Genomic DNA, 21,855 nt, shown 5'->3' with positions numbered 1-21,855 from the left:
GCGGAGGTGAGATTAAATGAGTTTATTATGGATTTATTCTAAGGGGACCTACCAATCCTATAAGGTCAAGGATAAACATAACGGTCCAATTACGATTGGGCCTTCAAAACAGGATACGATCACCGTCTATTCGATTCCCTTTGAACAGGGATCTATCGAGCTGAGAAAACAGGGTGGGCTTGATGAATATGAGGTGTTTAGAAAGAACAAGAAACTTGGCGATGTAAAGCCATTTCAGGGCTTCACTTTCAATGAAGGAGAAGAAACGGTCGAGATTTTTTATACGGCAGGGGAAGTGGAAGAAAGCCTCTATTATATTGGAAACTTGAAAGAAGTCACTTTATCGGCAAATCGTGGAGCGACTTTCCGTAAAGAAGGTACCGTTTCCGGCGATGGCTTTTCCCTTGTTCATCATAAAGGGCAGTGGCTTCTCAAACCAGATGCAGCAAGCAGGCTTTACCTGAACGGTGAAAAGGTAATGAAAACACTTCCCATTCAAAATGGCGATCTGATTTGCTGGCCGAATATGGTGCTGAGGTTGATTGAAGGCGACTTATTGATGATTCAAAGTGCTGAAAGTTATGAAACATCCTTATCTAAAATGAAGAAGCCTATCTCTGAAATGAAAAAAAGTTACCCACAATATCGCCGAACACCAAGAATGATCTATGAACTGCCGGATGAGAAAGTGACGATATCATTTCCGAGCCAAGAATCGGAGGATAATAATAGAGGGTTATGGCTAATCCTTATGCCACCATTAATGATGCTGATTGTCATGGGGGTCATCACGATCGTTCAGCCACGGGGAATTTTCATCATCATATCGATTGTGATGTTCACAACGACTTTAGTAACCTCGACGGTACAATACTTTAAAGATAAAAAGAGGCAAAAATTCAGGGAAGAAAAACGTCAACGTGTGTATACACGGTATCTAGAGCAGAAGAGGGAAGAACTGCAAGAGCTGTCTGAAAAGCAAAAGAATGTATTGCTCTATCATTACCCTTCTTTTGAAAGGATGAAGCATCTAACCGATAGTATCAGCGACCGAATTTGGGAGCGAACATTGGAAAGTGAAGACGCTCTCCACTTTAAGATCGGAACGGCGACTATACCATCAAGCTATGAGGTGTCGGTAAATAGTAACGATATGTCCAATCGGGATATAGATGATTTACTTGAGCAGTCTCAGGAACTTGTCGATGTTTATAAAAACCTGGATGATCTTCCGTTATCCATTGATTTATCAAGAGGGTCCATGGGTCTTGTCGGTAAAGAATCAATCGTTAAACGGGAGCTGCAGCAATTGATTGGACAACTTGCCTTTTTTCATAGTTATCATGATGTTCGATTTGTGGCCATTTTTCCTGAAAAGGATTACCAAGAATGGGAATGGATGAAATGGCTCCCTCATTTTCAACTGCCGCATGCATATGCAAAAGGGTTTATCTACAATGAGCAATCCCGCGACCAGTTGCTGACTTCGATTTATCAGCTATTGAGGGAAAGGGATTTGGATGAAAACAAAGGGAAAGTGAGATTCACCCCTCATTTCGTCTTTATCGTCACGGATCGTAATTTAATTGCGGAGCATGTCATCCTGGAATATTTAGAAGGCAAAACGGATGATTTAGGTATCTCGACGATTTTTGCTGCAGATGCAAAAGAGAGTTTGACGGAAAATGTCCATACGCTTGTGAAGTATATAAATGATCGCGAAGGTGAGATTCTCATCCAGCAAACGAAGGCTGTTCATACTCCTTTTACACTTGATACCCATACAAAAGAAGGTAATGAACGCTATGCACGTACGCTGCGTTCACTAGATCATCAAAAGGGCATGAACAATTCGATACCAGAAACGGTATCATTTCTGGAATTATTGAAAGCGCGTGAAGTGGAAGATCTGCCTATCAGCCATAACTGGCGGACCAATCAGTCTTCCAAATCCTTGGCGGTACCCATTGGATTGAAAGGGAAAACGGATAGGGTTGAATTGAACTTGCATGAAAAGGCACATGGCCCGCATGGATTGTTGGCTGGGACGACGGGATCAGGGAAAAGTGAACTACTGCAAACCTACATCTTATCGTTAGCCGTTCATTATCACCCTCATGAAGTTGCCTTTTTGCTCATTGATTATAAAGGTGGGGGAATGGCCCAGCCTTTCAGGCAGATTCCGCATCTGCTGGGAGTCATTACGAATATTGAGGGAAGCAAGAATTTCAGTGCCAGGGCACTAGCCTCCATCAATAGCGAATTGAAGAAACGCCAGCGAATGTTTGACAGATATGAAGTCAATCACATCAATGATTACACGGATTTATACAAAGAAGGCAAAGCGGATGAACCGCTGCCGCATTTATTTTTGATATCAGATGAATTTGCCGAGCTTAAAAACGAAGAACCCGAGTTCATCCGCGAATTAGTCAGTACGGCGAGAATTGGACGAAGCTTGGGTGTTCATTTAATTCTTGCTACACAAAAGCCAGGCGGTGTTATTGATAACCAGATTTGGAGTAATGCACGTTTTAAAATTTCCTTGAAGGTGCAGGATGCCAATGATAGTAAGGAAATCCTTAAGAATAGCGATGCTGCAAATATTACGGTCACCGGACGGGGATATTTGCAAGTAGGAAATAATGAGGTTTATGAACTGTTCCAGTCAGCGTGGAGCGGTGCACCGTATTTAGAGGATACGGTTGGATCCGAGGACGAAGTGGCTCTTGTCACAGACCTTGGTCTCGTTCAAATCTCAAATGTTACGGAACAAATCACTAATAAGAGGAAAGAAAAGATTAGTGAAATTGAAGCTGTGGCGGATCAAATTGTGACAACGCAGCACGAAATGAAAATTAGGAAGTTGGCAAGCCCGTGGCTTCCGCCTCTTCAAGATCGTCTATCGAGAAGCGATGAAAGAAGCCTTACGAGGGATCAATTCCATCTGGGAATGAAGGATGAACCCGAATTACAGAGCCAGACAAATTATGTCTATAACTGGATTGAAGATGGGAATATTGGGATTTTTGGTTCTTCCGGATACGGCAAGTCAACAACCATTTTGACCCTTCTCTTTAGTTTTTCAGACCAATTCACTCCTGAAGAGCTCCATTATTACATTTTTGATTTCGGGAATAGCGCTTTACTGCCATTGCGCCAGCTTCCTCATACAGGGGATTACTTCCGATTCGATGAGTTAAGGAAAATTGAAAAATTCATGTTATTCATGAAGGCGGAAATGGAAAGGCGTAAGCAGCTTTTTTCGGAAAGGGAGCTTAGTAACATCAAGCTTTATAATACGTTAGTGGAAGATAAATTACCGATTATTTATATCATAGTCGACAATTTTGACTTAGTGAAGGATGAGATGCAAGACCAAGAAGCACAATTCATTCAATTTGCACGTGACGGTCAATCACTGGGGATATTCATGATATTGTCGGCAACGAGAATCAATGCGATTCGTCAGCCATTAATGAATAGTCTTAAGACGAAGGTCGTTCATTATTTAATGGACAGCTCGGAACAATACTCAGTCTTGGGCAGAACCCCTTATGAAAATGAACCTGTTCCGGGTAGGGCGTTGGTGAAAAAGGACCAAACCTATCTCATGCAGGTCTATTTACCAGCCGATGGAGCGGATGATATATCCGTGTTGGATGAAATGAAACAAGCTGTCGCAAAGCATAAGGATAAATATAAAGAATTAGCTAAGCCGCCGGCCATTCCGATGTTACCGACACGTCTTGATTCCGGCACCTTCAAGACATATTATTCACAAGCCATTAAGGAGGATTCCATACCAATCGGGCTTTCAGAGGAAAGCGTTACACCTGTTTGTGTGGAGTTGGATTCCAATCCATTCTTGCTTGTCGTCGGACAGTCACGTAAGGGGAAAACGAATGTTCTTAAAATACTCTTGGAATCGCTGCTTACACAGACCATTGGGGAAATAGGTTTATTTGACGGAGTTGACCGTGGCCTATCTTCATATGCTTCGATGGAGACGGTACGTTATGTGGAGACAAAAGATCAGATAACCGAATGGCTCGATCATATCACTGACATCTTTGAGGATCGTGAACGACGTTATCTAGCGGCATTGGAAATGAAATCGTTGAAGCAGATGGAGTTCCCATCGATCATTTTTGTCATTGATAGTATTTCAAGGCTTCAACAATCGATCGATGGCAGGATTCAAGATAGGATCAGTGGTTTGATGAAACAGTACAGTCATCTTGGGTTTAGTCTGATCGTCGCTGGAAATGCTAATGACTTCACCAAAGGGTATGATTCGTTGACAACCGAATTGAAACAAGTAAGACAGGCAGTTTTGCTTCTTAAAAAGTCGGACCAAAGCTTGTACACGCTCTCCTATTCGAGAAAAGAAGAAGAAATTCAGCCTGGTTACGGATATTTTGTACTGAACGGTCAGGAAAGTAAAATCCAAATTCCTCTAAGTGAATATAGAAGGAGAGTGCAAGAGAGTGTCTGAAAAAATAAAGCCGATTCTATTAATCGGTAAAATACTGGTGATCTTAGCGCTGCCAATCCTGTTTTTTTCTTATATTGGACAAAATCCAATGAAAAAGACGGAAACGGCTTCTCGTGAAATCGCCATTGTCAATGAAGATAATGGGACTGAATTTAACAATAATCCCATTTACGTCGGTTCAGAGCTTTCTACCACATTGGACAAGGATTCTGAATATGATTGGTTTGTGGTTAACCGAAGTACGGCGGAAAGTGGACTGGCAAACGAAAAGTACGATGCCGTTATTTACTTCCCATCGGATTTTTCAGAGAATATTTATACGTTCGATGATGAACAGCCAGTCAAGGCGGGAATTAAGTACAAAGTACAAACAAGTTTGAACGCAGAGAATATGGAAAAGGTACAAAAGGAATTAGAAAAAACAAAGAGCAAGATGAATAAGCACATTTCAACGCAGTATTGGAGTTATGTTTCCCAATCAGTCGAGGATATTCGTAAGAAGTTCGATAATGTCCTTGCCAAAGAAATCGCTTTTCAAAACACGATGTATGAGTTCTATACTCCAAGCTCGGAAAGTCTTGCTGGGGAAATCAAGCAACATAAGGACATGCTTGAAGGAGTCTTTGCCCAAACGAAGGATGCAGGGAAAACGAGTAATGAAACAATGGGTGAACTAGGAAACACGAAAGCCCAAATGGCTTCCTTTGTGAAGGATGTCGTTACTTTTGAAGAATATCAACAAGCTCAAAGTGACCTTTTTGCGGAGGCTTCGGCCCAAAATCAGCAACTTATCACGGAGAGTGTTCAATCATATGACAAGGTGTTGAATGAGGGGAACCAATCGGTACCAGAGATTCAGCAAGGGATGAATACGAAATACAGTCTTAATGACCAAGGCATTAATGAGAATGTAGGGGTCATGCAGCAGAAAATTGATTCTAGTAATAATGAATTAGAAGAGTTTTCAACTAACGTGAAAGACAAACAAGTAGAACAAATTTCGAAAATCACCCAAGATCAACAAAGCTCGATTGAACAAATCAAACAATCGGAAGAGGCTGGTCTTGATACACTTCAGGCTACCTTGCTTGCGCAACGAGGGAACCTTGCAAGAAGCCCTGGTAATGGGGGGGATGTTACAGAAGGCGGTACGGCACCAATAGAGGAAATTGAAACCGAAACGGGAAAAGGTGAATCGGGTGCCGCTCCTTCTAAGAAGGATCCGATCGATGAACTTTCGCTACAGGGACTGCTGGACCAAATCAATGGTATCAACACGGCACTTGAAAGTTTGGTGCCGGCTGAGGGAAGTGAAGGAACTGCTGAACAAATCAACATTCTTACAGCAGAACTCCAAACTGAAATCAATAATCTGAGCGGAACGGTGAACGGTAGAACGGGAAATTATAATCAAGTGATAGCGGAGTTTAATACACTGGTAGATTCATATAATGAGCTTCTGGCGCAGTTTACGCAATTACAAGACGATTATAATAAACTCGGCACGAATTATAAGGATTTAGGAGACCAATGGAAAAAGTCACAAGAGGATATTCAAAAGCTACAGGACATTCAGAGCATGACCATCGACGAGTCCATAGCGGAGATCAAGAACCTCGAACAGGCACTCCTTGAAAAAGTGGGGGGAGAAAGGCGGGCGGTGTTAGTCGAGGTCTTTAATGATTCGATCACGAACCGCGATTCAAATGACCTCCTTGCCTATTATGGCTCGCTATCATCTTATAGTGAATTGGCTGAAAGAGTCACGGAAGCGAATGTAGATAAGGTTTTTGCAGCCAATATAAAAGAATTGGAAAACTTGAAAAATGGGGTTTCCGGAAACGTAGATGAGGAAGCGAAACTCGTCAAAGCCAGCTTAGCAGGAGTCAATGAAAATTTTGGGATGTTCTCCGATTCCATTTTAGGTTATATGACCGAATATGATGAAAACGTAAAATCAGGGCAGGAAGCCACATTGGCAGAATTGGCGGCCATTACCGAACGGGCTCAAGCAGTGTCAGCCAATTTGTCTGAGCATACGGTGGTACCTGAAATGGAGCCTGAACCACCAGTAAACCTTGATGGTGAAATGTTCGTATCCCTGCAAGATAATACGGCAACAACGGTCGGCTTCATTTCCGAACTGGTTAATTCTGTCGCCGAACGACAAGACACGGTTACGAAGGATACAGCCGACCTGCAAGCGAAAGTGGGGTCCGTACAGGAAAGGGCCGATCAGCTTAATGATAATTGGTCCCAAAATGTAGACTCAACCGTGAAAATCAAGACGGACGTATATAGTGTCTTGAATAACACCCAAGTCGATGATCAGCAGAACGGTTATGTGTACGAATATTTAGCGAATCCCGTTCAAATTAGCGGGGAAGTCCTTCATCAGGAAAAGGTCAATATTCCGCCAATCGTCATGTTGGTGATCATACTCATTTCCGGATTATTGATCGGTTTCTTCCTGCATCATTATGAAACCATAACAACGATGGTGCATGCGGCATTGTTTACCTTATTGAATCTGATCGTGGGATTAATCATCAGCATGTATGGTTTGAAGATTTATCCACTGGGTGATATACAGGCGATTAAGTGGACCGTTTTCACTGTCCTGCTTTTATTCTTCTGCTCAGCGTTCACCCGACTTGCCTTCTCCATTGGACCATTTGTCGGTTCCATCCTGGTGATCGGTTTGATCAGTTTCTTTACCATTCCATTATTGGATTTAATCATGCCTAACTTTAATGTCGACCACCCGATTGCAGACGTATACATGTCCATTCAATTTGGTGATCAGTCGGCATTCATTCCGGCTATTGTCATCTTGATCATCCTGACGTTAATCGGAACGATCATTCCATATATAGTGAAGCGTTTTACGGAAAGAAGAGAAATGGCCCATGAAGTGGAATAAATATGTAATGCCCATTCTGCTTATCTTGTTCTTTAGCCACACTTCACATAGTGTGGCCGAGGAGGAACCCATGGTGGAGCCCAATGAATATCAAGAAAAGAATATTGATATTCAGACGGAGTATTTCCATGAGGAAGGGTTACTGGAACAGAAGCAGAGACTGCCGGAAGAACAAAAGGATCTTACTTTTGAAAGAGGGAAATATGATGTCATGGACTCGGTTAAGGACACACTGTTTCTTTCCCCGATAACGGAGGAAAATAATAATACCATCGCTTCTAAAGCCGACCAGCTTGGATTATTTTCAGAAGTCGGCATTCGAACGAGAAGCGGAGAAGAAACAGAGCCTTCCCTTAATTTTGACCTGACGATTTTGCTCGGTATCGTATTAGCGCTTTCGGTGGTTTGTTTGTTTTTTATCCTTATCCCGAAAATGGGGAAGCAAAATGGTGACGTTAAACAAAAATGAAAACAGCCCGAGTCCTGATCTTTGTCAGAACTCGGGCTGTTTTTGCTACATGGCCATAAGGGTTTTAAGAAGCCCTAAAAGAATGGCGGCTGCCAAGACCCAAATGAAGAATTTTTTATACATGTTCAGTACCCCGATCTTTAGAGTGAATTGCATTCATTTTAGCATAAACAACAAAGAAGGGCAGTGGGTTCAAATTTAGTTACATGTATCAATGTAATGAGCTGGAAAAGGAAGGATGCCCCAAAATATTGGGGCATCCTTCTTTCTTACGGGTTATTTGAATAAGTCAGGATAAACGGTTTTTGCTGCGAGTTCTACAGCTTCACCAATCCTTGGTCCAGGTCTTGACATGACATTTTCATCAAGCAAATGGACGTCATCATTTTTCACCGCATCGATATCTTCCCAGCCTTTACGCGATTTAATTTCACCAACAGCATCTTCTGTATATGTGGCAGTGGTAATGATGGCTTTAGGGTTCCGCTTGACGATTTCTTCTTCGGATACTTTAACCCAGCCTTTTTGGTCGTCAAAGATGTTTTTAATGCCTGCTGTGTCCAGGATTTCTTGTTGGAAGGTTTCAGCACCTGTTGTATAGATTTCCGGAGCAGGACTAATTTCAAAGTATGTTTGTTCCTTTTCATCTAACGTTTTCACTTTTTCTTCGACACTTGTAATTTGGGATTTGATATCTTTCACTAATTTATTCCCTTTATCGGTAACACCCATGACTTTAGCGATCTGTCCAATATCTCCATATACATCATCAAAATTTGCCGCAGATTTAATGACGAATACAGGGATGCCAGCATCTTCGAGTGGTTTCAGTGCGGTTTCATCACCAATGGTATAAGCTATGATGGCATCTGGCTTCAAGGCAATGATTTTTTCTGTATTGATATTCACAGAGTCTGAAACATGTTCAATATCCTTTGCTTCCTTAGGATAATCATCAAAGTCTGTCACGCCAACGACTTTTTTTCCCTGCCCAAGAGCAAATAGGATTTCCGTATTGCTTGGCTGAAGTGAAACAACTGTTTCTGGCGCTTTATCGAATTTTATTTTCTTTCCAGTATCATCTATAACAGTATAGGCTTTGTCTGCCTTGTTAGTATCTTTATTATCCTTTGAGGCTGAATCATCGGTAACTCCACATCCGGAAAGGAAAAGGGTAAGCAACAGCATGGAAATCCAGCTGAATTGTAGGGTTTTCTTCATTATTATTCCTCCACTTTCTTTTTCAAGGGTTTGGTTGGGTATGATTTGCTAATAAAAGGAATCTCCTCGATACCCTCGTGCTTATTGACGTATACTGCCATTACGAATAAAACGTTTGCAAGCAAGTGTGCGTAATCAAAGAGAATGGATGGAATCTCTCTTTCTAGACTTACCTTATGTAAAGCGCGTACGGATTTTTTGGCTTCACTGCGGCAAGTGTGCAGAGCACATGCTGCCGTTGAGCCTTGTGGTAGGACAAATGTCTCGATGCGATCTTTTACTTCAGCGACATACCGGTCATAGGTTCCACTTAACCGGTCCAGGTCATTGTTGGTAATGGCTAAATTTCCACGAACTGAGCCATTCAAATGGTAAGCCATGGGCAGTAATTCCATTAAGTCACGGTATACGTCCGGGACATCCTTAGTAAGCGAGGCAGCCAGGCCGATTTGTGTCGTCAATGAGTCTGTGCGGATTTCAAAATCGACGGTGGAAACGGATTCGCGCATGTATGGGTAGCATAGAAATCGAAAGTCCTTTTTTACCATAACTCCCACCTCCTGTACGTAGTTGTGTGAATGACCTCCGTATCGCTTTTTGCAGCAAACAAAAAGCCGACCAAGAGACTTGGTCGGCATCGAACATCATAGTAGAAAAAAGATGGAAGACCGCCGTACAATCTCCTATCTTCCGAAGAGCATGATACGATAAAAAAAGGCAGGTCTCCTGGCTTGTGCGTCATCTTACTCTAAGAACCTTCCCATTTGGGTAAATGGATGGTAATCGATGTGCGATTTCATCCTCAAATAGTGGTATGCATCTTATTTCATTAGCATTTACAGTTGCGGAAACAGCTTCGGTTTTAAACCGAATTCCCTATTAAGCTGACTGGGCAGCACCTTTTTCTGCAAGGTTTATATTCACTTAGCAACAGTTTACCATACCTTTTTCCTTAAAGAGTATTAATATTTTTAGAGAATTTCGTTTATGGTTTACTAAATATCTAGTAAAATTACAATGTAAGGTTTAATTGGAGGTTAATGTAAAAAAACATTGATAGAATAGGAATGAAATAAAAGTGATAGGTGTTTTCGGGAGGTAGAGAATGATATATAAGCAGGTCAATCAAAAGCTTGAAAAGGTTCTAGGAAACATTGAAAAGGTTATTATTGGAAAACGGGATATAGCAGAACTAAGCATCGTAGCACTTCTTTCCGGTGGGCATGTTTTATTGGAGGATGTTCCGGGTGTCGGCAAGACTGTGATGGTCAGGGCCCTGGCAAAATCCATAGGTGCAAGTTTTAAGCGTATACAATTCACGCCTGATTTACTGCCTTCTGATGTAACGGGTGTTTCGATCTTCAATCCTAAGGAACAAGAATTCATTTTTAGGCCAGGACCGATAATGGGCCATATTATTTTAGCCGATGAAATTAACCGGACTTCACCGAAGACGCAGTCCGCCTTGCTTGAAGCGATGGAAGAGGCAAGTGTGACGATAGACGGTATCACAAGAAGATTGGATAAGCCCTTTTTCGTCATGGCGACACAAAATCCCATCGAGTACGAGGGAACATACCCGCTTCCAGAGGCTCAATTGGATAGATTCCTGTTAAAAATGAAAATGGGCTATCCAGGTGTAGAAGAAGAGATAGAGGTACTTCAAAGAGCTCAATATATGGCACCGCTTGAAGAGCTGGAATCCGTCATCACCATAGATGAACTGCTCGCTTTACAGGCAGAGGCTAAAGCGGTAATAGTGGATGATACAATAAGACGTTATATTGTCGAATTGGCGAATCAAACCCGTACACATGAAGGAGTCTATCTAGGGGTAAGTCCGCGTGGTTCGATTGCATTGATGAAGGCAGCACAAGCCTACGCACTTCTCCAGGGCAGGGACTATGTTCTTCCGGACGATGTTCAATATTTAGTTCCGTTCGTATTTTCCCACCGAATTATTTTGAAACCTGAAGCGAATTATGATGGATTCGACGCTGGAATGGTGATCCATGAAATCGTCGCGATGACTCAAGTGCCTGTGAAGCGGGCTGTAACCTAATGCGCCACTTCATCATTCTAAAGAAAAACATGAGTGTGGTCGGACTGTTATTTCTCATGACAATTTCCTTTTGCTTTGCGATGTTTCAAGGAGGTTTTGTCAGTTGGTTCATTTTTTATTCATTTTTGCCGTTCGCTGTGTATGCTGCGATTCTATTGTTATATCCGCTTCACGCCTTTACGGTTGATAGAAAGGTCAATAAAAGAGAATGCCAGGCCGGCGAATCTGTTGAAATATCCATGACATTTACCCGTAAAAACAGGCTGCCGCTATTATTGATGGTGGTGGAGGAGGAGATGCCTCAGGAAATGGAAGATAGGGCGATCCAAAGGAAGACACTTATCTTTCCGGGAATCAAGCGTACTTTCAGTATGTCATATACTTTGGAAAATTTGCCGCGCGGTGATCATTCGTTTCAATCGATCCGCTTTTGGATAGGTGACTTATTTGGGCTCTTTGAAAAGGAAGCGGTATATAGCTCGCCTTTGAAAATAACTGTTTTTCCTCCATATCGTGAGCTGGCATACAGCGATCTTGATCGAATGTTCAATCATGGGTCATTGGGCTCAACAAAGAAAACACAACGGGAACATTCAGTGGTCTCAGGGGTGAGAGAGTATCAGCCGGGAGATCAGCTGTCGTGGATTAACTGGAAGGCGACGGCTAGAGCGAGTGAAATCATGACGAAGGAATTCGAAGTGCAGAAAAAACTGGATGTATTCATCATGCTTGATAACCAGCCATCCCTTTACTTTGAAGAATCCATTGTAATGACGGCTTCCTTTGTACACGCCTTGTTAAAAAAAGGCATGGAGATTGGATATGCGAGTACGGGTTCAAGGCTAATCTTTCCGCCAGGAGCGGGCAGTAACCAGAGACGAAAGATTTTCTACCGCCTTGCTAAAGAAGAGCCCAATGTGGTAAACGCTTTGAACGAGAAAGTAAGCAAGGGGCTTCTGCTGGCAAACGCGGCTGTGATATTCGTTGTTTCCGATTTAACCCTTGAAAAGGTGGACATATTGAGTTCTTTCCGTGCTAATAAGGGATTGACGATGTTATGTGTGAAGAAACCAGTAGATCTTACAGATGAGGAAAAAATGGCAAGTTCTACAGCTATCTCGAGGGGGATAAAGCTTAGCTTTTTTGGAGATGGCAGATCAGAGGTGATGGAGAAATGACTGTCAATGCCGAAAAGTTGGAAAGGTTCATGCATGTCCTTCTGTATATTTTTGGATTGTTATTGATCACGGAGTGGTTAAGACCTGTCGATAAACTCACGGATACAGGTAATATTATCATTTTTGTCCTATTTTTGATTTTTTCCCTACTCTTGCATTATTCCCGCATACATTGGTCGATCCGTTTTATTCTCATCAGTGCTTTTATCATGATTTCATTACAGTTCCTTCATTCGAAAACCGAATTATTTCAATTAACATGGTTGATGGGGTTTCTAGTGGATTTTACAAGCAACCTTGGTTATATATACGATGGGAATTGGGAGCTGATCACAAATCCATTTCGGACATTTCTATTTTTTGTGCTTCTATGGCTTGTAACATACATGATCCATTACTGGGTGATGGTGAGGCAAAGCATCTTTTTCTTTTTTATGTTAACGGTGATTTTTGTATCTGTACTTGATACATTCACTCCCTATGTGGGGGATAAGGCAATGGTAAGAATCATCCTCATTGGGTTCTTGATGCTTGGACTGCTGTCCCTGCTGCGTCTAACGATACAGGAGCGGATTAGGTTTCCGATGGCTTCCATTAATAAATGGATCTTGATGCTGGCAGGCATGATATTGATAAGTGTCCTTGTTGGCTTCGGTGCCCCAAAGCTTTCTCCACAGTGGCCGGATCCCGTTCCTTATTTTACATCATATTCAGATAGAGCGATGAAAGAAGACGGTGGTTCAAAAGACAAAAGTGTCGGATACGATGAGGATGATTCCGATCTTGGCGGTTCGATAGAGCCTGATAGTTCCATCGTTTTTTATAATGATGCATCAGCCGGACATTATTGGAAAGTGGAGAACAAGGATATTTATACGGGGAAAGGATGGGTTTCCATGCAGGAAACGGACTTTTCATCTTTTTCTAACGGTCAGGATATCGCATCTTTAAATATTTACGATGTTCCGGATGTAGTGAAAACAGAAGAAATGACAGCAAAAGTGTCCATGATGGAATCGTATTCTCATATCCTTCATCCGCAGTCCGGGTATTTAAAAAAGATTGAGGGCAAAAACGGAATTGGTTTTAACTATTATCCTGGGTTGGACAAAATCATTTCCGAACGGGAAAATGGCGAACGACTTGTCATGAAAGAATATGAGCTGAACTATGATATGCCGAGTTTTGATATATCTGAGCTAAGGAAGGTAACAGAACCCGATGAAACGATGGATGTGCTAATGGAAAAACACACACAGCTTCCAGAGGGCTTACCTTACCGAATCTTTGAATTGGTAACGTTGCTCACAAGAAATGAAACGAATTGGTACGATAAAGCAAAAGCGATTGAGGATTATTTTGACAGTCCTGAATTCATTTATTCAAAGGACGATATTCCGTATCCAGAGACAAATCAAGATTATGTCGATCAATTTTTATTCGAGACACAGATAGGGTATTGTGATAATTATTCGACTGCGATGGTTGTTTTACTCCGTGCCGCCAATATCCCTGCCAGGTGGGTTAAAGGGTACACGGAAGGAGAAAAAACAATCCTCGATGGTGAATCCGTATATAAGGTGACTAATAATAATGCACATTCCTGGGTCGAGGTTTATTTTTCAGGGATAGGCTGGGTACCCTTCGAGCCGACGAAGGGCTTTAACGGGCAAGCTGAATTTTATGACTCGGAATTGAAGCCGGATGAGGTCAAGAACTCAGAGCAGGAAGCTGTAGCTAAGGAAGAACAAACAAAGAAAGAGATCGAGGAACGCAAGGAGACACCAGATAAGGAGACCCAATCATCTGGGAAAACTGGTGCTGGCGATCGGCTAGGGTTCTTAAAATGGACTGCCATCAGTCTGTTAAGTGTAATGATTCTCGGGGCAATTGGGTATTTCTCCCGAAGGAAGTGGATCCCGCATCTGCTGATTTTTCATTATAAAAAGAAATCCGGTTCTCATTTTACGACAGCCTATATAATATTATTGAAACAATTAAAACGTGCTGGTTTAGTTCGTCCGGATGGACAAACCTTAAGGGAGTATGCCGCCTATGTGGATGCAGTGTACGAGACAGATGTGATGAGTGAATTGACGGCCGGATACGAGTTAATGTTATATCGTGGAGACGTGGAAGATGGAGAATGGGAGCACTTTCAAAACGGTTGGGAAAGCTTAATGAGAAAAACTAGCTCTTGACCAGGTTTTTATTATATTGATACAATAACAAAAACTAACTTAAACTAATATATCCTTCATATATCCTCGATAATATGGATCGAAAGTTTCTACCGAATCACCGTAAATGATTTGACTATGAAGGCGGATTTTAACAGGAAAGCTGAAAATCTGCCTTCGTCTATACTTTTTGTGTATTTTTGAGGGTGGATTTTTAGTTTTTCTTTTTTTATGATAATATTTTTTTTAAGAAAGTATCGCTCGATTTTATGAGTGAATTACATTAATAGAGGTGACGTTTGTGCCGGGGAAAACAGAATTGCAAAAAAACCAGGAAATGATCGTAGTACTAGATTTCGGAAGCCAATATAACCAATTGATCACTCGTCGTATCCGTGAATTCGGTGTGTACAGTGAGCTTCATCCTCATACAATTACTGTAGAAGAACTTGAGGAAATGAACCCTACTGGAATAATTTTCTCAGGAGGTCCGAACAGTGTTTATGATGCAGCTGCATTTGGCTGTGATGAACGCATTTTCGAAATGGGTCTACCAATTTTCGGTATTTGTTATGGTATGCAGCTTATGACCAAGCATTTTGGCGGAAAAGTGGAACCAGCGAAAAATCGTGAATACGGAAAAGCGACACTTGCTGTCCAAAATGAATCTAAGTTATTCAGTGACTTGCCGAAAGAACAAATCGTTTGGATGAGCCATGGTGATTTAGTGGTGGAAACACCTGAAGGCTTCAGTATTGATGGAACGAACCCATCTTGCCCCATTTCAGCAATGAGTGATGAGTCACGTAAATTGTATGCCGTACAATTCCATCCGGAAGTACGCCATTCAGTATACGGAAATGACATTTTGAAAAATTTCGTATTCGGCGTTTGTGGTTGCAAAGGTGACTGGTCCATGGAGAACTTCATTGAAATCGAGATGGAGAAAATCCGTCAAACGGTCGGAGATAAAAAAGTATTATGCGCATTGAGTGGCGGCGTGGATTCATCCGTTGTTGCCGTATTGATCCATAAAGCAATCGGCGATCAGCTAACATGTATTTTCGTTGATCATGGATTACTTCGTAAAGGGGAAGCTGAAGGTGTAATGGAAACATTCAGTGAAGGCTTCAATATGAACGTAATCAAGGTTGATGCATCAGAACGTTTCCTTTCGAAACTTGCTGGCGTTTCAGATCCTGAACAAAAACGGAAAATCATCGGTAATGAGTTCATCTATGTATTCGATGATGAAGCAACGAAGCTTGAAGGTATTGATTTCCTTGCACAAGGAACGCTTTACACGGATATTATTGAAAGTGGTACGGCCACTGCACAAACAATTAAATCGCATCACAACGTTGGCGGTCTGCCGGAAGATATGCAGTTTAAATTGATTGAGCCATTGAATACTCTATTCAAGGATGAAGTGCGTGCACTTGGAAGTGAAATGGGCATTCCGGATGAAATCGTTTGGCGCCAGCCATTCCCTGGACCAGGTCTAGGCATCCGTGTATTAGGCGAAATATCAGATGAAAAACTTGAAATCGTTCGTGAATCTGACCATATCTTACGTGAAGAAATTAAAAAGAACGGTTTGGAACGTGAAATCTGGCAGTACTTCACGGTGCTTCCTAACATCCGTAGTGTAGGGGTCATGGGCGATGCCCGTACGTACGATTACACTATCGGGATCCGTGCGGTTACATCCATTGACGGAATGACTTCCGATTGGGCGAGAATTCCGTGGGATGTACTTGAAATCATCTCAACAAGAATCGTTAATGAAGTTAATCATGTAAATCGCGTCGTGTATGACATTACGTCTAAGCCACCTGCAACGATCGAGTGGGAATAGAATAAAAAAACATCCAATCAGTGAAGGAATTAACCTTCACTGGTTTTTTTGTTAAGATAACTTTTGGATAGGTTGATTACTTAATTTCACGTATGTTGGCGAATGAATAGCCATAATAAGTAAGGAATATATAGCGAAACGCGAACATTTCCTAAAATTACATAAAAAATATTCGTTTGATATATTGACGATTATTTTAGTGACTGATACACTATACCTATAATAATAAAAAAACATAATTGTCGTATAATATTGGGGATATGGCCCAAAAGTTTCTACCAAGCTGCCGTGAACGGCTTGACTACGATGTGTATGGATTGGCGAGTATGGATAAGCCGCCACTTCTTTACATGACCGCAGTCAAGCCCCGTTCGAAAGCGAATGGGGCATTTTCTGTTGGCTTATGATTTTAAGATAGGGGAGACTCATAATGAAAAATTATTTTCGGTTTAACGAGCTGGGAACCAATTATCGCCGTGAAATACTTGGTGGTCTAACTACGTTCCTTTCTATGGCATATATCCTGGTTGTTAACCCTGTGATGCTAACTTTACAAAGCATCGAGGACTATCCGGATGAATTAAGAATGGACTACGGAGCAGTTTTTGCAGCGACGGCTTTAGCTGCAGCGATTGGCTCGATATTGATGGGGCTCATAGCCAGATATCCAATATCGCTCGCGCCAGGTATGGGATTGAATGCTTTCTTTGCTTTTACAGTTGTTCTTGGTTTTGGTATTCCTTGGCAGACTGCTTTATCAGGAGTTTTGATTTCAGGTATTATCTTCGTTTTGCTTTCCCTATCTGGAATACGTGAGAAAATCATTAATGCGATTCCAGTTGAATTGAAATACGCAGTTGGGGCTGGTATCGGCTTATTCATTACTTTTGTAGGGTTCCAAAATGCAGGAATCATCACGAATGATGATAGCGTTCTTGTTGGATTGGGAGACTTAACATCAGGAAATACTTTATTGGCTGTCTTTGGAATTGTGGTAACCGTTATTTTGATGACAAGAGGCGTCAAAAGCGGCGTGTTCATAGGAATGGTCATTACGGCCATCGCAGGAATGATCTTTGGACAAGTACCCGTTCCGGAGAAAATAATCGGGGCCGTTCCAAGCATAGCGCCTACATTCGGAGTTGCATTCGATGCTTTCGGAAACCCGGGTGACCTCTTTACTGGACAAATGTTAATCGTGATATTGACCTTCTTGTTCGTAGCATTCTTTGATACAGCTGGTACGTTGGTGGCTGTTGCACAACAAGCAGGTTTGATGAAAGATAATGTTCTTCCTAGAGTTGGAAAAGGATTACTTGCGGATTCATTATCCATCGTTTCAGGTGCAATTCTAGGTACATCCACAACTACTTCTTATGTAGAGTCAACATCGGGTGTTGCTGCTGGTGCTCGAAGCGGTTTTGCGGCTGTAGTAACAGGATTACTATTTATTTTATCGCTTTTCTTCTTCCCGCTTCTTTCAGTCGTAACATCGGCGGTGACTGCACCAGCATTGGTGATAGTCGGAGTATTAATGGCATCTTCACTCAAAAATATTGACTGGCACAAGTTCGAAATAGCGGTACCGGCCTTCTTTACCGTTATCATGATGCCTATGACTTATTCAATCGCTACAGGGATAGCTTGTGGATTCATTTTCTATCCTATCACCATGACGATGAAAGGAAGAGCTAAAGAAGTTCATCCTATCATGTGGGGGCTTGGAGTCGTCTTCCTACTTTATTTCATTTTCTTGAAGTAAAAATACGAGTAAGTAAGAAGAGTCCTGTTTTTGGGGCTCTTCTTTCATGTTGTAAGAGAAAGGACATATCGTGTATAGTAAAAGGACTAAATACTAAGTACTTTATCCTGTGAGGCTTAGGGATGACTTTGCGAAAAAATGAGGGAGAAAAATGAATGGTTTTATCGTTGAAAAGGTTTTGAACAATAACGTGGTGATTGCCACGCATCCGTCATATGGCGAAGTCGTTTCTATTGGAAAGGGGTTAGGCTTCAACCGGAAGAAAGGCGAAGAGTTGAGTCCGGAACTTGCAGAGAAAACTTTTGTTCTAAAAAATGTTAAAGAACAGGAAAGTTATAAAAAACTTTTGCCGCAGATCGATCAAAATCTTCAAGCAGCCATTATAGAATCCATTCATCTTATTAACGATCGAGTGTCAGGAAAACTCAATGAACATATACATGTCGGTTTAACTGATCATTTACTGTTCGCCCTTCAGCGTGTTTCTCAAGGAATGACCATCAAAAACCCCTTTTTGAAAGAAACGATAACCCTCTATCCTTTTGAACATGATATTGCTGTTGATGTCATCGATTTAATTCAAGATAAGACAGGCATAGGCCTTCCCCAAGGGGAAATAGGATTTATCACGCTTCATATTCATAGTGCAATATCAAATAAGGACTTATCGGAAGTCAATCAGCATTCGCAGCTAATCTTTCAACTTATCCAAGTCGTTGAAGAACAACTCAACGTACAAATAAATAAGGAAAGCATTGATTACACGCGTTTGGTCCGTCATTTAAGATTCATGATAGACAGGGTAATGGCTGGGGAAACAGTGGATGAACCTGAAAAAATTGCATTGCTATTGAAAGAAGAATATCCTTTGTGTTACAATATTTCATGGAAGCTAATAAAAATTATGCAGCAGAAATTAGGCAAACCGGTTTGTGATGCGGAAGCTGTCTATCTAACGATGCATATCCAACGATTACAAAAGAAAATAAAATAAAAATACATTAACTTACGTGTTACTGATTCGATCAGGCATAAGTGGGGAGAATGATTGTTGTGAAAGAGGGTATTATATACCTGAATTTTCATTTCAATCCTAATCTTTGCTTATGCCTTTTTTGTATTGAATCCTGTTGCGTTGGAAGATGAATCCTATCGTTTAAATGTAACCGTTTTATTAGCCGGAAAAAAACAGTAAAGAGGAGGAAAACATATGTTTAAGAAGTTGTTTGGTGTTTTGCAAAAGATCGGTAAAGCTTTGATGCTTCCTGTAGCCATTTTACCAGCGGCCGGAATCTTGCTTGCGTTTGGTAATGCATTGCAAAATGAGACTTTGTTGGATATCGCTCCGTTTCTTGCGAGTGGCGGAGTAGAAATGGTCGCATCCGTCATGGAGAATGCCGGAAATATTATTTTCGGGAATCTTCCCTTGCTGTTTGCTGTTGGGGTCGCAATTGGGCTAGCTGGCGGGGATGGCGTTGCCGGGCTTGCGGCAATTATCGGATTTTTGATCATGAATGTAACAATGGGGACGGTTCTTGGAATTGACGCTGTTGATATTAAGAACAATGGTGCAGTATATACCAATGTACTGGGAATCCCGACATTGGGAACAGGCGTCTTCGGCGGTATTATTGTCGGTGTCATGGCTGCTATTATGTATAATAAATTTTATGAAATTGAACTGCCTTCTTATTTAGGATTCTTTGCAGGTAAACGTTTCGTACCCATTGCAACAGCTGCAAGCGCAGTTATCCTTGGGTTGTTGATGATTCTGGTTTGGCCGACGATACAATCGGGGTTAAATTCATTTTCCGAAAATATGTTGGGAGCAAACCTAACTCTGGGAGCTTTCGTGTTCGGAGTTGTAGAACGTGCATTAATTCCGTTTGGTTTGCATCATATTTTCTATTCACCATTCTGGTTTGAATTTGGCAGTTATATCCCTCAAGGTGGGGGAACGCCAGTCAGAGGTGACCAAGCTATCTTCATGGCACAAATTAAAGATGGTGTACAGAATTTAACGGCAGGTACCTTCATGACTGGTAAATATCCATTCATGATGTTCGGATTACCAGCTGCAGCTTTGGCTATTTATCATGAGGCTAGACCTGAACGAAAGAAAATAGTTGGTGGCTTGATGGCTTCGGCTGCACTTACATCGTTCTTGACTGGGATTACAGAGCCTCTTGAATTTGCATTCTTATTTGTAGCACCGATACTTTTCGGTATCCACTGTGTGTTTGCAGGTCTATCATTCATGACTATGCATTTACTTGATGTGAAAATCGGGATGACGTTTTCAGGAGGATTAATCGACTACGTACTGTTTGGCTTAATTAATCCTCAAACAAACGCTTGGATTGTTATTCCGGTTGGGTTAGTCTTTGCGCTTATCTATTACTTTGGATTCCGATTTGCGATTCGGAAGTTTAACCTTAAAACTCCTGGTCGTGAAGAGGAAGAGGAAGAGGGAGCAGAAGGAACTGCAAGCACTGCTGGAAGTCTACCTGCAGATATCTTGGAAGCTATGGGTGGAAAAGAAAATATTTCTCACTTAGACGCATGTATTACACGTCTTCGTGTATCAGTTAATGATATTGGTAACGTTGATAAAAATAGGTTGAAAAAACTTGGTGCCGCTGGAGTGCTGGAAGTGGGCAATAATATCCAGGCAATCTTTGGACCTCGTTCAGAAACGATCAAAGGGCAAATAAAAGATATCATAGATGGAAAAAGACCTCGTAAAGTTGAAGCGTCTCCTGAAGTGGGCGTGGAAAATCAAATCGAGGACATCGTCCCTAAACCTTTACGGACAGATGGAGTTTCCGAGCATTTTATTTCACCTATTAAAGGGGAATTAAAACCGATTACGGAAGTTCCTGATCCAGTCTTTGCTGAAAAAATGATGGGTGATGGGTTCGCCATCTTACCAGAGGAAGGACTTGTTGTTTCTCCTGTAGATGGTACGATCGTTAACCTATTCCCGACTAAGCACGCAATAGGTATCGTTTCCGATGCTGGACGTGAAATATTGATACATGTTGGGATCGATACAGTTAAGTTAGAAGGCAAAGGGTTCGAAGCACTTGTTGCCCAAGGAGATAAAGTGACAAGCGGACAGCCGTTGCTTAAAGTTGATATAGAGTATGTCAAAAACAATGCCACCTCTATCATTACGCCAATCGTCTTTACCAACCTTTCCGAAGGGGAAAGTGTAAAGATTGAAAAGGTCGGAAATGTAGATAGAGAAGAAGCGAACGTTATTTCCATCGGATAAATAAAACATTATAAAAACAGGAGGGCAGCTGCAATTAGCTGCCCTCCTGTTTTTAGTTATTCATTAGCACAGGTGCTAAAGTGTATTCTAATTTTTGTGCTTGGACATATTAGCAATATAGTATGAAAGGGAATGTATTATAGAAGAAGATGGTGGTATGTAAAAAAAACCGAAGAAATTTCAAATATTTAATTGACTTGTCTCCATGCGGGTGATAATATATTAAATACACCGCTTGAGACAGCAACGTTAAGTAAGAATGAATATAAAATTGTTGTTGACATGTTGTTTGAAAGGTGTTAAACTAATAAAGTTGCTGATGAAGCAATGAAAAAATTGCTCTTTGAAAACTGAACAAAACAAAGCGCCAACGTTAAATTTTAAGTGAGCACACACTATTAAAAAAGCAAATGAGCAAGTCAAACAT

The 21,855-nt window shown here is 41.4% G+C and carries 12 protein-coding genes and 3 riboswitches; of the genes, 10 read left to right on the top strand and 2 right to left on the bottom strand.

All coding sequences use genetic code 11. The annotated features are described in order from the left end of the window. Positions 1 to 16: 16 nt before the first annotated feature. The 3 genes from essC to essA are packed head-to-tail and all read left to right on the top strand — an operon-like array spanning position 17 to position 7,890. The gene (gene essC, locus ACQKMH_RS25615) at positions 17 to 4,498 is read left to right on the top strand and encodes a type VII secretion protein EssC (protein WP_427590156.1); all 4,482 of its coding nucleotides are present in this window, start codon (positions 17 to 19) and stop codon (positions 4,496 to 4,498) included. After that, entirely contained in the window at positions 4,491 to 7,421 is a 2,931-nt protein-coding gene (gene esaA / locus ACQKMH_RS25610; RefSeq protein WP_427590155.1) for a type VII secretion protein EsaA, read from the top strand. Before essC ends, esaA begins: the two co-directional genes overlap by 8 nt. Beyond that, positions 7,408 to 7,890 carry a type VII secretion protein EssA gene (essA, locus tag ACQKMH_RS25605; RefSeq protein WP_427590154.1) on the top strand — a complete coding sequence of 161 codons (483 nt, stop codon included), beginning with the start codon at positions 7,408 to 7,410 and terminating at the stop codon, positions 7,888 to 7,890. The genes esaA and essA overlap by 14 nt, the downstream gene beginning before the upstream one ends. 276 nt (positions 7,891 to 8,166) lie before the next feature. Here the strand turns inward: essA and ACQKMH_RS25600 are convergent, their stop codons facing one another. After that, entirely contained in the window at positions 8,167 to 9,111 is a 945-nt protein-coding gene (locus tag ACQKMH_RS25600; protein ID WP_427590153.1) for an ABC transporter substrate-binding protein, read from the bottom strand. Between the two features lie 2 nt (positions 9,112 to 9,113). Next, positions 9,114 to 9,659, bottom strand: a complete 546-nt coding sequence (locus ACQKMH_RS25595) for a hypothetical protein (protein WP_427590152.1) — start codon at positions 9,657 to 9,659, stop codon at positions 9,114 to 9,116. Between the two features lie 151 nt (positions 9,660 to 9,810). Continuing rightward, positions 9,811 to 10,029, bottom strand: a riboswitch (cobalamin riboswitch). A gap of 187 nt (positions 10,030 to 10,216) precedes the next feature. On the opposite strand from ACQKMH_RS25595, the gene ACQKMH_RS25590 reads away from it, so the two are divergent. The 7 genes from ACQKMH_RS25590 to ptsG all read left to right on the top strand — a co-directional run bounded on the left by ACQKMH_RS25590 (position 10,217) and on the right by ptsG (position 21,428). Continuing rightward, positions 10,217 to 11,173, top strand: a complete 957-nt coding sequence (locus tag ACQKMH_RS25590; protein WP_427590151.1) for an AAA family ATPase — start codon at positions 10,217 to 10,219, stop codon at positions 11,171 to 11,173. Continuing rightward, entirely contained in the window at positions 11,173 to 12,351 is a 1,179-nt protein-coding gene (locus ACQKMH_RS25585) for a DUF58 domain-containing protein (RefSeq protein ID WP_427590150.1), read from the top strand. The genes ACQKMH_RS25590 and ACQKMH_RS25585 overlap by 1 nt, the downstream gene beginning before the upstream one ends. Beyond that, positions 12,348 to 14,552 carry a transglutaminaseTgpA domain-containing protein gene (locus tag ACQKMH_RS25580; protein WP_427590149.1) on the top strand — a complete coding sequence of 735 codons (2,205 nt, stop codon included), beginning with the start codon at positions 12,348 to 12,350 and terminating at the stop codon, positions 14,550 to 14,552. Before ACQKMH_RS25585 ends, ACQKMH_RS25580 begins: the two co-directional genes overlap by 4 nt. Positions 14,553 to 14,588: 36 nt before the next feature. Continuing rightward, a riboswitch (purine riboswitch) is annotated at positions 14,589 to 14,690 on the top strand. Between the two features lie 142 nt (positions 14,691 to 14,832). Beyond that, positions 14,833 to 16,389 (top strand): glutamine-hydrolyzing GMP synthase, encoded by a 1,557-nt coding sequence (gene guaA, locus ACQKMH_RS25575; protein ID WP_427590148.1) that lies wholly within the window; start codon positions 14,833 to 14,835, stop codon positions 16,387 to 16,389. 222 nt (positions 16,390 to 16,611) lie between these two features. Next, positions 16,612 to 16,713, top strand: a riboswitch (purine riboswitch). A 106-nt stretch (positions 16,714 to 16,819) separates the two neighbouring features. Continuing rightward, positions 16,820 to 18,151 (top strand): NCS2 family permease, encoded by a 1,332-nt coding sequence (locus ACQKMH_RS25570; protein ID WP_230161771.1) that lies wholly within the window; start codon positions 16,820 to 16,822, stop codon positions 18,149 to 18,151. A gap of 151 nt (positions 18,152 to 18,302) precedes the next feature. Further along, entirely contained in the window at positions 18,303 to 19,145 is an 843-nt protein-coding gene (gene glcT, locus ACQKMH_RS25565; protein WP_427590147.1) for a glucose PTS transporter transcription antiterminator GlcT, read from the top strand. Positions 19,146 to 19,361: 216 nt separating this feature from the next. Then, positions 19,362 to 21,428: a glucose-specific PTS transporter subunit IIBC gene (gene ptsG / locus ACQKMH_RS25560; RefSeq protein WP_427590146.1), complete on the top strand. Its 2,067-nt coding sequence runs from the start codon at positions 19,362 to 19,364 to the stop codon at positions 21,426 to 21,428. Positions 21,429 to 21,855: the final 427 nt, after the last annotated feature.

This window comes from Peribacillus sp. NPDC097895 (assembly GCF_050277555.1).
GTDB lineage: Bacteria > Bacillota > Bacilli > Bacillales > DSM-1321 > Peribacillus.
This window is presented reverse-complemented; position numbering and strand designations above follow the sequence as displayed.

Excerpts from the sequence above, each read along its gene's own strand:
- ptsG (WP_427590146.1), top strand. The coding sequence starts at position 19,362 with ATGTTTAAGAAGTTGTTTGGTGTTTTGCAAAAGATCGGTAAAGCTTTG.
- ACQKMH_RS25595 (WP_427590152.1), bottom strand. The coding sequence starts at position 9,659 with ATGGTAAAAAAGGACTTTCGATTTCTATGCTACCCATACATGCGCGAA.
- ACQKMH_RS25585 (WP_427590150.1), top strand. The coding sequence starts at position 11,173 with ATGCGCCACTTCATCATTCTAAAGAAAAACATGAGTGTGGTCGGACTG.
- glcT (WP_427590147.1), top strand. The coding sequence starts at position 18,303 with ATGAATGGTTTTATCGTTGAAAAGGTTTTGAACAATAACGTGGTGATT.
- ACQKMH_RS25600 (WP_427590153.1), bottom strand. The coding sequence starts at position 9,111 with ATGAAGAAAACCCTACAATTCAGCTGGATTTCCATGCTGTTGCTTACC.
- essA (WP_427590154.1), top strand. The coding sequence starts at position 7,408 with ATGAAGTGGAATAAATATGTAATGCCCATTCTGCTTATCTTGTTCTTT.
- ACQKMH_RS25570 (WP_230161771.1), top strand. The coding sequence starts at position 16,820 with ATGAAAAATTATTTTCGGTTTAACGAGCTGGGAACCAATTATCGCCGT.
- ACQKMH_RS25590 (WP_427590151.1), top strand. The coding sequence starts at position 10,217 with ATGATATATAAGCAGGTCAATCAAAAGCTTGAAAAGGTTCTAGGAAAC.
- essC (WP_427590156.1), top strand. The coding sequence starts at position 17 with ATGAGTTTATTATGGATTTATTCTAAGGGGACCTACCAATCCTATAAG.
- ACQKMH_RS25580 (WP_427590149.1), top strand. The coding sequence starts at position 12,348 with ATGACTGTCAATGCCGAAAAGTTGGAAAGGTTCATGCATGTCCTTCTG.